Origin of the sequence: Hoeflea algicola, from assembly GCF_026619415.1 — a bacterium.
Taxonomy (GTDB): Bacteria; Pseudomonadota; Alphaproteobacteria; order Rhizobiales; family Rhizobiaceae; genus Hoeflea; species Hoeflea algicola.
Genome location: NZ_JAOVZR010000001.1, coordinates 1,350,595 through 1,363,399, shown reverse-complemented (window position 1 = coordinate 1,363,399; position 12,805 = coordinate 1,350,595). Strand labels below are relative to the sequence as shown.

The window sequence follows — 12,805 nt, the reverse complement described above, 5'->3', positions numbered from 1 at the left end:
GCAATAATGATGAAAAAAACAACTTATTCACTGGCCGTCGCGGCACTGCTGGCGTCGAGCGCATCAAGCCTCGCCGCAGATACCAAGATTGGCCTCTTGATGGACATCACCGGTCCGATCGCAAGCTTCATTCCGCCGTTGCAGAACGCAGCCAATCTCGCAGTCAAGCATGTCAACGAGGGTGGTGGACTGCTCGACGGTCAGGCTGTTCCGGTCTTTGGCGACACCACGGGATCATCGCAGGGCGCGGTTGACGCCGCCGGCAAGCTGATCAACATTGAGAACGTGCCGATCATCATGGGCGCGCTGATGTCAGGCACAACTATTGCCGCCGCTGAAGCCGCTGCCATTCCGGCTGGCGTTGTCCAGCTCTCGCCGACTGCCACATCACCGGCGATGACCGATATCAAGGACAACGACCTGCTCTTCCGGATCGTTCCGTCCGACAACTTCCAGGGCAAGGTGTTGGCCAAGATGGTGCTCGATGAAGGCATCAAGAAAGTTGCCGTCACCTTCGTCAACAATGATTACGGGGTTGGCATTGGCCAGACCTTCGTTGACGCTTATAAGGCAGCCGGTGGCGAAGTCGTGGCCGAGGTCAAGCACGAGGAGAAGAAGAACTCCTACCGTTCGGAACTCGCAACCCTTTCAAAGGCTGGCGGTGATGCGCTGGTGGTGGTCGCCTATGCCGGCGATTCCGGCGGCAAAATCGTCAAGCAGGCGATCGAAGGCGGCCTGTTCACCAAGTTCATTGGCACTGACGGTCTGCGCGATGAAGCGCTGATCGCCGATATCGGCGCCGAAGCGCTTGCCACCTCATTCTTCTCGGCACCGACCTCGCCGGAGGACAACCCGAACCAGTCCAAGCTGCATGAACTCTACACCGCAGAGTACAGCGAACCGGCTGACAAGCCATTTGTCGACCAGACCTATGACGCCACCTTCATGACCATGCTTGCCGTCGAGCAGGCTGGGTCGGCCGATCGCACCAAGATGGCCGAAGCACTGCGTGCCATCGCCTCGGCTCCAGGCGAAAAAGTTGGTCCTGGTGACTGGGCCAAGGCCAAGGCACTGATCAAGGAAGGCAAGGACATCGATTATGATGGTGCCGGCGGAAACTATGATTTTGACGAGAACGGCGACGTTGCCGGGTTCATCGGCAAGTTCGTGGTGGATGGCACGGTCTACAAGCAGATCGCGGTTGTCGAGTGATCTGACCAAAGCCTGACAAGCCCGGCTCCTCCCTGTTTTGACGGGGAGGAGCTGCAAACTGGCGCGATCCACCTGGCCAAACGTTTGGCGGGGAAGGCATCGGCAGCGGACCGAAAAGGCCGCGATATGGGGACTTCATGATATCAGTCGAACATGTGAAGGTGAGCTACGGCGGCCCCAATGTCGTCGATGACGTCAGTTTTGATATTCCGGCCGGGCGGATCACCGGATTGATCGGCCCCAATGGTGCGGGCAAGACCACCATGTTCAATGCGATTGCCGGTCACGTACCGCTCGCAGGTGGACGGATCAAGCTCGAGGGCAAGGACATTACCTCGCTGAAGCCGCATCAGCGCGCTGCACGCGGGCTGGCGCGCACCTTTCAGATCCCGCACGAGTTCTCGCAGCTTACGGTCATCGAGAATTTCATGGCCGCGGCAGCAACGCCGATTGGCGAGAACGTGTTCAACGTCATTTTCCGGCGCGGCCGTTTTGCCGAGGAAGAGGAAAAGACCTACCGCGCGGCGCGCGACATGGTGGCTTTTCTCGAGATCGATCAGGTCAAGGACGAGAAGGCCGGCAATCTCTCGGGCGGCCAGAAGAAGCTTCTGGAACTCGGTCGGGCGCTGATGCAAAAACCCAAGATCATTCTTCTCGATGAGATCGGCGCCGGCATCAACCGGACGCTGCTGGCCAAGATCTCCGACAAGATCCTGCTGCTCAACAAGGAGCAAGGACTGACCTTCTGCCTGATCGAGCACGATCTCGATTATGTTTCCAAGCTTTGTGACGAAGTTATCGTGATGGCGCAGGGCACGCTTCTGATGCGGGGCGCAGTGGATGAAGTGCGTCAGGATGCGCGCGTCATCGAAGCCTATTTCGGCGGCGGAAAATATGAGGCCCGGCCATGAGTGCGTTGTTATCGGTCCAGAGCCTGGTTGCAGGCTATGGCGGCGTGGCGATTATCGAGGATATCAACCTTGACGTTGCGGAAAACGAGATCTCCGTCATCATCGGGCCCAATGGCGCCGGCAAATCGACCTTGTTGAAAACCATCTTCGCGCTGACCGCCCGTTCTGAAGGGACGATCTCATTTGCCGGGAAGGACATTTCGGGTCTCAAGACCTCCCAGCTCGTGCCGCTCGGGATTTCAATGGTGCCGCAGAGCCGCAATGTGTTTCCGACGCTTACCGTTGATGAAAATCTCGATGTCGGCACCTATGCCGCGCCGCCCAAAGACAAGGAAGCGGTGCGCGAGAATGTGCTGTCGCTGTTTCCCGATTTGAGAGACAAGCTTGGCCAGGCAGCGGGCGAATTGTCCGGTGGACAACGGCAGATGGTGGCAATGGGCCGGGCGCTGATGAGTGAGCCGAAACTGTTGCTGCTGGATGAACCTACAGCCGGATTGTCGCCCGCCTATCTCGAGATCATTTTCGATCTGCTGCTTGATATCCGCAAGCACGGCGTCACCATCCTGATGGTCGAGCAGAACGCCAAGCAGGCCTTGCGGATCGCCGACAACGGCCATGTGCTGGTCAGCGGCAGGAATTTCATATCTGGGTCGGGGGAATCGCTGCTCAATGACGATGCGGTGCGGCGATCTTTCCTCGGAGGTGCTGCGGCATGATTGACTTCATCAATCTCTATCTGGTTCCGGGACTGACCATCGGCAGCATTTATGCACTGGGCGCGGTGGGTATCTCCATGGTCTTCGGTATCCTGCGGTTTGCGCATTTTGCCCATGGCGACCTGATGACCATTGGCGGCTACGGTGTGCTGACGGCGGTCTGGTTCATTCCGGTAAACCCGCTGCTGCTGCTGCCGTTCGGCATTGCATTGGCGATTGTGGCGGCGCTCGCGGTGGACCAGTTCTTCTACAAACCACTGCGCAAGCTTCCGACCATTTATACCGTGATCGCCTCGTTCGGGGTGGCGTTGATATTCCGGTCGCTGGCGCAATTGTTCTGGAGTTCTGGCAACCAGGTGTTTGTCTCGGGTGTCCGCATGCCGGTGGTTCTGTTTGATACGTTCCGTATTTCCGAACTGCATATGCAAGTCATCTCTCTGACCCTGATCATCGCTATTGCGCTGCATTTCTTTCTGACCCGTTCAAAACTTGGCCGGGCCATGCGCGCGGTCTCCGACGAGCCGGAATTGGCGGCTGTGGCCGGGCTTGATACCGAGAGGGTTGTGCGCTGGACCTGGGTGATCGGCGCCTCGCTGGCCGCCACCGCCGGGGTGTTTGCCGGCATGGATACCAGCATGCACCCCAACCTGGGCTGGAACCTGTTGCTGGCGATGTTTGCTGCCGCTGTTCTGGGTGGCATCGGCAAGCCGATGGGCGCCATTGTCGGCGGTCTGATCATCGGCGTTGCCGAGGAGGTTGCTACGTTTCCCTGGCTCACTGATGAGCCGTTGATCTCACCGTCGTACAAATCCGCCGTCGCCTTCTTCATCATGGTGGCATTGCTTCTGTTCCGGCCGCAGGGCCTGTTCAAGGGGAGGTTGCTGTAATGGAAATGACCGGTCTGTTGTTCTATCTGGTTAGCGTGCTGATTGCCGGCGGTATCTATGCCGTGCTCTGTCTCGCCTTGAATGTGCAATGGGGCATGGGCGGGCTGTTTAATGCCGGCATCGCCGGGTTCTTCGCCGTCGGGGCCTACGCCTCGGCGATTGCCACCACCGCTGTGTCGGCCAAGCATCTGGGCGGCTTCGGGCTGCCGATCCCGTTCGGGCTTGCCGCAGCGATGGTCGTGGCAGGGATCACCGGCTGGGCGGTGGCCAAGATCTGTGTCGGGCTGAAAAGCGATTATCTGGCGATGGCCTCGGTCGGCATCGCCGAAATCCTGCGGCTGGTAATTGTCAATGAATCCTGGCTGACCAATGGCAGCCTCGGCATTTCCGGGGTGCCGCGCCCGTTTGGCGATCTGGTGCATGGCCGGTCGGCGGACATTCTTTATCTGGCTGTTGTCTGGACCTGTGTGCTCGGCGTCTACGTCCTGTGCCAGCGGCTTTATGTCAGCCCCTGGGGACGGACCTTGCGGGCAATCCGCGATAATGAGGATTCGGCGCGCGCCGCAGGCAAGGATGTCGACAAGTTCCGCCTGCAAACCTTCGTCATCGGCTGCGCCATCATGGGGCTGGCCGGAGGGCTTTCGGCGCATTACTTCAAGTTCCTGTCGCCCTCGGCTACGGAGCCGCTGCTGGTGACATTTCTGGTCTGGGTGATGCTGATGGCCGGCGGGTCCGGTAACAACAAGGGCGCGATAGCCGGTGCGCTGGTGATATGGTTCCTGTGGTCGGCAACCGAGATTTTCACCAGCCGCCTGCCACCGGAATGGATCACCCGGTCATCCTATATCCGCATGTTGCTGGTCGGACTGATCCTGCAATTCGTGCTGCAGAAATTCCGTTCCGGTCTGGTGCCGGAAAAATCGCCGAAAATCCGATCTGACTGACAAAGTCAGATCGGTTTCATGGCCAATTTCCGTTGGGCTTATTCCGCAGGTTCTTGCGGCAGGAACGAGGTGAGCTTGGCGCGCACATCGTCGGGCCAGGGCATCGAGGTGTGCTTGTCGAGCCAGCTTGCCGCCAGCACCTGTTTGCCCGACCAGCGCTGTTCGTCGCCGCACAGCACCACATGCTCGACCGTCATCGATGACTTGCCTACCCTGGTGACGGTCAGCTCAAAGGTCAGCTTTTCGCCGAAGAGCGACGGTTTGGAAAAATCGCAGGTCAGGTGCACGGTTGGCGTGCCCCAACGCTCTTTCCAGATGATCTCGTGCCAGGGATAGCCGATCGCCGACCAGAACTCCTCGATCACCCCGTTGAGCAAGTTGAGGTAGGCCGGATAGTAGGCCGTTCCTGAAATATCGCAGTCGCCGAAATGAAGCATGCGGTTGGTGGTGTAGCTGACAGTCATGATCCCCCCGAAAGTGAAAGCTTGCAGGACGAGGTTTCGCATGAGGGGCGAAAAGTGGCAACTGCGGGTGGTCGCAAGTCATTGGCTGGATAGCCCGGCCTGGAAAGGCGAGGGTTCAATCTGTCGGTCACACAGGGATTTTACCGAGGGGCATTGCTGTCGGGCCGATCATAAGGATCGGCCCGAAGCTGCATCCGGTAAAATGGTTTCCCGTTCTAAAGGCTCGCCAATATCGACTTTTCGATCTGGTCCGTGGGACTGTTGACCAGGGTCTTGGGCAGTTCCAGCATGATCTTGTCGCGCACGCTGACATGCAGGCTGGGACGAATTTCGCCAAGGCTGTCGGGATCAAGCACCAGCACCAGATGTTCGAATTTGTGCGCCTGGACCAAATCATAGAGATGGTTGGCAAGAATTTTGGCAAACGTCGCTTCCATAGATTCCTTGGCGGAGGTATCCGGCGGCTGTTTTCCGGCAGGGCCCTGGTCGGCCAGATTGCCCGGTTCGAGGTCTCCGGCGTGAGCGAGCTTGAGCTCGCCGCCCTTGGCGGAATTGCGGTAGAAATTGGCGCCTTCGCCAGTACCCACCACGATCAGCGTGTTGTGCGGAATAGATTTATTGGTCATCGGATTCTCCTCGAGAAGTCGTGCGGCAGGGCTTAAGCGTCTGGCGGCCTGAGAGCGGGGGCGGGGTAGCCGCCAAGGCAGACGCCCCCGCCACCTTATCATGCGGCGTCGCGGTGATGTTCGCCTTCGCGCACTTCCTCGATGATCTTGGCGACAAAGGCTTCAAGGTCCTTGGGCGAGCGGCTGGTGATGATGCCGTTGTCGATGGCGATCTCGCGGTCGACCCAGTTGGCGCCGGCATTTTCAAGATCGGTGCGGATCGACGGATAGGAGGTGGCTTCACGGCCTTTGATCACCCCAGCCTCGATCAACAGCCAGGGGGCGTGACAGATGGCAGCGACGATCTTGTCGCCGCTGATAAAATCGCGCACCAGATTGACCGCGTCTGGCTCGACCCGCAGCAGGTCGGGGTTGATCTGGCCGCCCGGCAGGACCAGCGCGATGTAGTCATCAACCTTGACGTCGGAGATCTTCAGATCGGCGTCGACGCTGTTGCCCCAATCGGCACCGTCCCATCCCTTGACCGGTTTGCCGTCAAGGCTTGCCACATGAACGGTGGCGCCTGCGGCCCTGAGGTGTTCGAGGGGGTATTCGAGTTCGGACTGTTCGAAACCATCGGTCGACATGATCAGGATCTTGGCGTTTTCCAACTTTGGCATCGGGTTCTCCTTTGCATTTGAAACTTACCGTCGACAACGCATGGATGCGGCCAGGGTTCCGTGACGTTTCCAGACGGGGTCTATCGCCTGGCCTCAAATGGTCAGAATGCTGAACGATGGTGGCCCGAACCGATGACATGCTATCAATCGGTCAGAATTCCGTGCACCGGGAGACCAAGTGAGGTACAAGCCTGGACACTTTGGCTCAACTTGGAGCAATCATTCCCCGGACGGATCTGCTTGTGATGTATCGTGACGCACTGAAAAATAGCGAAAAAATCCTCTCCGTCGCACCGATGATGGACTGGACGGACCGCCATTGCCGGTTTTTGCACCGGCAATTGTCTCAGCACGCGCTGCTTTACACAGAGATGGTGGTGGCGGATGCGGTGCTGCACGGCGACCGCGAGAGGCTGCTTGGCTATGACCAAACCGAGCGCCCGGTGGCGCTGCAACTGGGCGGATCGGAACCTTGCAAGCTTGCCGAGGCGGTGCGGATCGCCAGCGACTTCGGTTATGACGAAATTAATCTCAATGTCGGCTGTCCGTCCGACAGGGTGCAGTCGGGCACGTTTGGCGCCTGCCTGATGCGCGAGCCCGATCTGGTGGCGCGCTGCGTGGCAGCGATGAAGGCGGTTTCGGACGTGCCGGTGACGGTCAAGTGCCGTATTGGCGTCGACGATCAAGATCCAACAATTGCGTTGCCGGCTCTGACTGAAGCGGTGATCGATGCCGGGGTGGATGCGCTCTGGGTGCATGCCCGCAAGGCCTGGCTGCAGGGCCTGTCGCCGAAACAGAACCGCGACGTGCCGCCGTTGGACTATGACAGGGTTTACCGGCTCAAGCAGCAATACCCACATGTTTTCATCGGTATAAACGGTGGAATTGCCAATCTAAATCAAGCGGCGGAGCATCTTGAGTACGTTGACGGGGTAATGCTTGGCCGTGCCGCCTATCACAACGCGCAGCTGCTGGGCGAAGTCGACCAGCGGATCTACGGTGTGCCGGCAGTTGCGGTTGATTGGGACGCCGTCTGTTCGGCGATGATGCGTCATGCTGAGATCCATCTGCAATCAGGCGGGCGGCTTGGCCAGATCACACGGCACATGGTCGGACTTTTTCTGGGTGTGCGCGGCGCGCGACGGTTCCGGCAGATCCTGTCGACCGACGCGGTGCGCGATGGGGCAGGGCCCGAAGTGATTGCCGCGGCTTTTGCCGAGATCGATTTTACGGATCTGGCGACGGCTGCCTGAGACACGGCGTCGCGGGCAGGGGCGCAGCCGTTGCGTTTGCAGTGTTCACGCTCGATCACGGAAACACACATATGAAAAGCTGCGTTTGACAAGATGGAACCAACGCCCAAATAAGCCGTTGGGTTGGGATCGCCTGACCCTTGCCGGTCTCAGGGCCGGCGCTGTATTTGGACATTCAAGGAAAATATCATGCTTAGAGCATTCGCCATCGCCGCTGTTGCTGCGGTTAGCCTTGATACCATGGCCCAGGCCCAGGACACTGCCACTCTGAAAGTTGGCATGTCGGGCGGCTATTTCCCCTTCACCTTTGTCAAGCAGGACAAGCTGCAGGGTTTCGAAGTGGATGTGATGAATGCGGTCGGTGCGGAGACCGGGCTCAAGGTCGAGTATGTGACAATGTCGTTTTCCGGTCTTGTTGGCGCACTGAGTTCGGGGCGGATTGATACCATCGCCAACCAAATTACCATCACGCCCGAGCGCGAAGCGGCCTTCGCCTTCACCCAGCCCTACGTTTATGACGGTGCGCAGGTGGTGGTGAAGAAGGGCAACGAGACCACGATCACTGGCCCGGAAGATCTCAAGGGACGCACAGTGGCGGTCAATTTGGGTTCGAATTTCGAGCAATTGCTGCGCGAGTTGCCCTATGCCGACGAGATCAACATCAAGACCTATGAATCCAATATCGAGCAGGATACCGCGCTTGGTCGGGTCGATGCTTTCGTGATGGACCGCGTGTCTTCGGCTCAGGTGATCCAGAAAAGTCCGTTGCCGCTGGCGCTCGCCGGCCAGCCTTTCTCGGAAATCCACAACGCGCTGCCGTTCCGTGACGATGAAGCCGGCCGCGCGCTGCGCGATCAGGTTGACGCTGCGCTGACCAAGCTGAAGGCCGACGGCACGCTTGCCAAAATATCGCAGACGTGGTTCGCCTCGGATATCACGTCGGCTAAATAGGGCAGGTCCATGCAAACGCTCGATGTCAACTACATGCTGGGCCTGATCCCGGTGCTCATCGGCTATGTGCCGTTGACGCTTGGCATGGCGTTGGCCTCGATGGCGTTTGCGCTGGTTCTTTCCTCGTTGCTGGCGGTCGAGCGGGTGCTGCGGATCCCGGTGCTCGACCAGGCGGTGATGCTGTTCATCAGCTTTTTCCGCGGCACGCCGCTCTTGGTGCAACTGTTCCTGTTCTATTATGGCTTGCCGCAACTGGTGTCGTTCCTGGCCCAGATCAACGGCGTCACAGCGGCCATCATGGGGCTGACGCTGCATTTCTCGGCCTATATGGCCGAGAGCATCCGGGCGGCCATCATCGGGGTTGACCGCAGCCAGTGGGAAGCTTCGATGGCCGTGGGCATGACCCGCGGCCAGATGCTCCGTCGGATCGTACTGCCGCAGGCTTCGCGGGTAGCGGCACCGACGCTCGTCAATTATTTCATCGACATGATCAAGAGCACCTCGCTGGCCTTCACGCTTGGCGTTACTGAACTGATGGGCGCCACCCAGAAGGAGGCGGCAGGCAGCTTCCTTTATTTCGAAAGTTTCATCGTGGTTGCTGTTATCTACTGGGTGATGGTCGAAGCCCTTTCCTATGGCCAACGCCTGCTCGAGCAGCGCATGGAAAAGGCCTACGCCCGATGACCGGCGTGCGCGGACTGGACAAGCGTTTTGGTGACAATGTGGTGCTCGACGGCATCGATCTCGACATCGCCGATGGCGAACGTGTGGTGATCATCGGCCCATCGGGAACCGGCAAGTCGACCTTGTTGCGCTCGATCAATTTTCTCGATCACCCGGATGCCGGCACCATCACTATTGGCGATCTCAGCGTTGACGCCGCCCGCGCCAGTCGTGCCGACATTCTTGCGCTGAGGCGCTGCACGGCCTTCGTGTTTCAGAACTATGCGCTGTTTGCCAACAAGACCGCGCGTAAGAACATCACCGAAGCCCTGATCACCGTGCAGAAGCTCTCGCGGGGCGAAGCGGAAGCTCGGGCCGATGCGGTGCTCAAGGAAACCGGTTTGTCAGACAAGGCCGACGCCTATCCTGCAGCCTTGTCGGGCGGGCAGCAGCAACGCGTCGGCATCGGCCGGGCGATGGCACTTGGCGCCAAGCTGATGCTGTTTGACGAGCCAACCTCGGCGCTCGATCCAGAATGGGTCGGCGAAGTGCTGGATCTGATGCGCCGTGTCGCCGAGCAGCGCCAGACCATGCTGATCGTCACGCACGAAATGCAGTTTGCCCGCGAAATCGCCGACCGGATCGTGTTCATGGAAGGCGGGCGAATTGTCGAGCAGGGGCCGCCGAGCCAGATTTTTGACGATCCGCACGATCCACGCACCCGCGACTTCTTGCGTCGGGTCGGATAGGCATCGGCACCAACAGCGGCCAACAAATTGGCGCAAGGTGGACGAAACACCACCACCTATGTATTTTTCAGGCGTGGTGGAATTCACCGCCGGCGGTTTCAGCCCGCGAGCTGGGGGCTGCCGGGGGCAAATTTAGTCGGTTCTGAGTGCTGTGATCAGCCAGTTGTGTCGAAGGAACCGCCAGTCTCTCATTTCGAAAGTTCCATCAGTTTCTTTTCATATCCAGATGCGTCCATGCTTTTTTCCGCACAGGCGATATCCTTGTCCATCATGTCCGCCTTTTTGAATTCTTCCGCTGCTTTTTTGTTCTTGAGGATGATTCCGTCGCCATTCTCATTCAGTGCTTTACTGTAGGCTTCAATCGTACCCTCAGAGAGGTTCTTGAACGCCGCCGTAACCGTGCAGTCGCATCGTTGTTTCATCGCTTCAAAACTGTAGGGGTCAAGCTGCTTTAGCTGGGACGTAGTGAAGTGCTTCAGGGTGCTATTCTCACGGTCTTTCCATTTTATGTTGTGATATTCGATGCAGGCCGCGTACAAATCGCCCCTGTTGACGGGCTGGGCTTTAGCGGCAGATGTCGCGACCAGACATAAAAACAATGCGGATATTGTGTTTTTCATTCTGACATATGTCCTTTATTTATCAAATTGATAGAACCCACATTTTAATAGGGAGGGCAAGTCACCCGATTGCATGATCGCTGCACCCGTGGGCCGGACCGGGTGTGCTTCACGCGAAGGGTGTGAGTTGCCAGCCAAAAAAATTGGCGAGGTCCTGTCTGCTGCGAACGCCAAACCCGAGTCAGGGTCAAACGATATTATGGGTCAAGGAGCCGACATGGACCACGCTGAATTAACGAAAGCCTTTGGGGCATTCTTTGCAATCATGAACCCGTTTGTGAACCTGCCGATGTTTCTGGCGCTGACGGCAGGGTTCACCGTGGCTCAACAGCGCATTCTGGCGACGAAAATCACAATTTTCTCTGCCATCATGTGCGCGGTGATCCTTCTGGCGGGCCAGCAGATCATTGATTTTTTCGGCATTACTGTCGATCAGTTTCGCATCGCAGGTGGCGTGGTGCTGGCGCATATCGCCTGGTCGATGTTGAACGGCAACAGCATTGCCTCGCATCACGGCACTGAAAAGGAACAGGACCACATGCAGGAACTGTCCGGCCTTGCCTTCTACCCGATTACTTTTCCAATGATCGTCGGTCCGGGAACCATCGCAACGCTCATCATCTACACCGGGCACGCCAAGGGAATAGAGGATCTGATCGGCGTCGGCGGGATCGTTGGCGTAATTCTGGCCATGCTGTTTGTGGTGTTCTTCTTTGCGGCCTTTTTCGGCAAAGTTTTAAGCGACACGATGCGGGTGATCATGTCACGTCTGATGGGTATGATCCTACTGGTCATAGCTCTGGAGATGATTGTTGTCGGGACAAAGGCCGTTTTCCCGGGTCTCGCCTGAGGGCCGAAACGCTGGTCGTCGACACGAGATTGGGCAACTACGCGGTAAGCGTTCAGCACAGGAGAGTAGGGATCTGGCTTGAACCCGACCGGCTTCCCCTCAGCAACGTAATTCGCAAGAGTACACACCACTCAGTCGTCAGGCTTGGCTTAGTACCTCGCGGGACTGAGGTGCAGCGGCCGTCTACCGTGTTGGCCTTTAATGGCTTCAGCTGTTGCGCAAGGCGCTGATCAGATCGTCCTTTGACATTGTCGAACGGCCTTCGATGTCAAGTTCCTGCGCGCGCTCATACAGCTCATCCTTGGTCCATTCCTCGTAGGGCGGAGCCTTGCCACCTTTTTGGGATGGATGCTGGCTGTCATTGGCCTGCGCATTGGCGATGCGGGCGGCTTTCTGTTTCGAAGCTCCGTCTTCGCGCAATGCCTCATAGGTATCGCTGTCCTTGATTGATGGTCCGTGGTCCTTGTTGGGCATGCCATTGCCTCGCTTTTGGATGTGGGGTTTGGCGGTTCTGGCGAGTGCTTCAGAGCCGCTGCGACAATTGTTCGATGGCCGCGTCGAGTTCATCTATCAGCGGTCTCATCTCGCCGCCACGATCGATGTGGGCGCGGGCTTCCAGTTCGCCGCGCATTGCCTTGAGCGTTTCAAGCCGTTGGTCAATCGGCTGCGATGACAGCAGCACCGCGTTGATGTCGTCTGCGGTGATGGTTTGAGCGATGCCATCAAGGTCCGCATCACCGCCTACCTGGGCATCGACGGGATCGATCATCGTTCCGTTTTTCATGATGGGTATGGGGTCTCTCCACTTGTTGCAGGTCACCAACGCCTATCAGGCGAGCTTGGTTCCTTGCGAGCTATGGAGACCAGTCTCGACAGGGCCGTTGAGTGGTTTAGTAGTGTAGACTTTGCCTGTCAGACCTCAGGCCGGGGGCAGCGGTGTCGGCTTGTTGTTGGCATCCAGCGCAACCATGACAAACAGGGCGTTTGTCACCTTGTCCATTTGCGGCGACAGGTAGCGCTGTGCCCAGGCTTCCACCAGCAGGGTCATCGAGGTGCGGCCGACCTTGACGATGTCGGTATAGATGCACAGCGTATCGCCGATCTTGACCGGCATGGCGAAGGACATCTCGTTGACCGCGGCAGTGACCACGCGGCCACGGGCGCGCTCGGCGGCGCGGATGCCGCAGGCCAGATCCATCTGCGCCATCACCCAGCCCCCGAAAATGTCGGCGGCGGCGTTGGCGTCAGCAGGCATGGCCAATGTGCGCAGCGTCAGTTCACCTTTGGGTTTGGCCATGGT

Annotated in this window: 17 protein-coding genes; 10 read left to right on the top strand and 7 right to left on the bottom strand. The window is 58.4% G+C overall.

Annotation, left to right across the window (positions count from 1 at the left end; translation table 11 throughout):
- Positions 1-6 precede the first annotated feature (6 nt).
- From OEG84_RS06755 to OEG84_RS06735, 5 genes are all read left to right on the top strand, one after another.
- Positions 7-1,212, top strand: coding sequence for an ABC transporter substrate-binding protein (locus OEG84_RS06755; RefSeq protein ID WP_267653023.1), 1,206 nt, complete (start codon positions 7-9; stop codon positions 1,210-1,212).
- Positions 1,213-1,349: 137 nt separating this feature from the next.
- Positions 1,350-2,123, top strand: coding sequence for an ABC transporter ATP-binding protein (locus OEG84_RS06750; RefSeq protein WP_267653022.1), 774 nt, complete (start codon positions 1,350-1,352; stop codon positions 2,121-2,123).
- Complete coding sequence (locus OEG84_RS06745; protein WP_267653021.1) at positions 2,120-2,839, top strand: ABC transporter ATP-binding protein; 720 nt, start codon at positions 2,120-2,122, stop codon at positions 2,837-2,839. Before OEG84_RS06750 ends, OEG84_RS06745 begins: the two co-directional genes overlap by 4 nt.
- Positions 2,836-3,726: a branched-chain amino acid ABC transporter permease gene (locus OEG84_RS06740; protein WP_267653020.1), complete on the top strand. Its 891-nt coding sequence runs from the start codon at positions 2,836-2,838 to the stop codon at positions 3,724-3,726. The genes OEG84_RS06745 and OEG84_RS06740 overlap by 4 nt, the downstream gene beginning before the upstream one ends.
- Positions 3,726-4,670: a branched-chain amino acid ABC transporter permease gene (locus tag OEG84_RS06735; protein ID WP_267653018.1), complete on the top strand. Its 945-nt coding sequence runs from the start codon at positions 3,726-3,728 to the stop codon at positions 4,668-4,670. The genes OEG84_RS06740 and OEG84_RS06735 overlap by 1 nt, the downstream gene beginning before the upstream one ends.
- A 38-nt stretch (positions 4,671-4,708) precedes the next feature.
- On the opposite strand, the gene OEG84_RS06730 is transcribed toward OEG84_RS06735, so the two are convergent.
- The 3 genes from OEG84_RS06730 to OEG84_RS06720 form a co-directional block, all read right to left on the bottom strand.
- A complete protein-coding gene (locus tag OEG84_RS06730; protein ID WP_267653017.1) occupies positions 4,709-5,134 on the bottom strand; it encodes an acyl-CoA thioesterase in 426 nt (141 codons plus the stop codon).
- Positions 5,135-5,349: 215 nt separating this feature from the next.
- Positions 5,350-5,760: a host attachment family protein gene (locus OEG84_RS06725; RefSeq protein WP_267653016.1), complete on the bottom strand. Its 411-nt coding sequence runs from the start codon at positions 5,758-5,760 to the stop codon at positions 5,350-5,352.
- 98 nt (positions 5,761-5,858) lie between these two features.
- On the bottom strand, positions 5,859-6,419 hold the full coding sequence (locus tag OEG84_RS06720) for a type 1 glutamine amidotransferase domain-containing protein (protein ID WP_267653015.1): 561 nt from the start codon (positions 6,417-6,419) through the stop codon (positions 5,859-5,861).
- Between the two features lie 245 nt (positions 6,420-6,664).
- Here OEG84_RS06720 and dusA point away from each other — a divergent pair, with 245 nt between their 5' ends.
- The 4 genes from dusA (at position 6,665) to OEG84_RS06700 (ending at position 10,035) form a co-directional block, all read left to right on the top strand.
- Entirely contained in the window at positions 6,665-7,672 is a 1,008-nt protein-coding gene (dusA, locus tag OEG84_RS06715; protein ID WP_267656108.1) for a tRNA dihydrouridine(20/20a) synthase DusA, read from the top strand.
- A 189-nt stretch (positions 7,673-7,861) separates the two neighbouring features.
- Positions 7,862-8,623: an amino acid ABC transporter substrate-binding protein gene (locus OEG84_RS06710; protein WP_267653014.1), complete on the top strand. Its 762-nt coding sequence runs from the start codon at positions 7,862-7,864 to the stop codon at positions 8,621-8,623.
- 9 nt (positions 8,624-8,632) lie between these two features.
- Positions 8,633-9,307, top strand: a complete 675-nt coding sequence (locus tag OEG84_RS06705) for an amino acid ABC transporter permease (protein ID WP_267653013.1) — start codon at positions 8,633-8,635, stop codon at positions 9,305-9,307.
- Positions 9,304-10,035, top strand: a complete 732-nt coding sequence (locus OEG84_RS06700; RefSeq protein WP_267653012.1) for an amino acid ABC transporter ATP-binding protein — start codon at positions 9,304-9,306, stop codon at positions 10,033-10,035. The genes OEG84_RS06705 and OEG84_RS06700 overlap by 4 nt, the downstream gene beginning before the upstream one ends.
- A 188-nt stretch (positions 10,036-10,223) precedes the next feature.
- Here OEG84_RS06700 and OEG84_RS06695 read toward each other — a convergent pair whose 3' ends face one another.
- Positions 10,224-10,655 carry a hypothetical protein gene (locus OEG84_RS06695; RefSeq protein ID WP_267653011.1) on the bottom strand — a complete coding sequence of 144 codons (432 nt, stop codon included), beginning with the start codon at positions 10,653-10,655 and terminating at the stop codon, positions 10,224-10,226.
- A gap of 217 nt (positions 10,656-10,872) precedes the next feature.
- On the opposite strand from OEG84_RS06695, the gene OEG84_RS06690 reads away from it, so the two are divergent.
- The gene (locus tag OEG84_RS06690) at positions 10,873-11,505 is read left to right on the top strand and encodes a MarC family protein (RefSeq protein ID WP_267653010.1); all 633 of its coding nucleotides are present in this window, start codon (positions 10,873-10,875) and stop codon (positions 11,503-11,505) included.
- Between the two features lie 207 nt (positions 11,506-11,712).
- On the opposite strand, the gene OEG84_RS06685 is transcribed toward OEG84_RS06690, so the two are convergent.
- From OEG84_RS06685 to OEG84_RS06675, 3 genes are all read right to left on the bottom strand, one after another.
- Positions 11,713-11,979: a DUF7218 family protein gene (locus tag OEG84_RS06685; protein WP_267653009.1), complete on the bottom strand. Its 267-nt coding sequence runs from the start codon at positions 11,977-11,979 to the stop codon at positions 11,713-11,715.
- A 49-nt stretch (positions 11,980-12,028) separates the two neighbouring features.
- Positions 12,029-12,289 (bottom strand): hypothetical protein, encoded by a 261-nt coding sequence (locus tag OEG84_RS06680; RefSeq protein WP_267653008.1) that lies wholly within the window; start codon positions 12,287-12,289, stop codon positions 12,029-12,031.
- A gap of 135 nt (positions 12,290-12,424) precedes the next feature.
- On the bottom strand, positions 12,425-12,802 hold the full coding sequence (locus OEG84_RS06675; RefSeq protein ID WP_267653007.1) for an acyl-CoA thioesterase: 378 nt from the start codon (positions 12,800-12,802) through the stop codon (positions 12,425-12,427).
- Between the last annotated feature and the right edge of the window lie 3 nt (positions 12,803-12,805).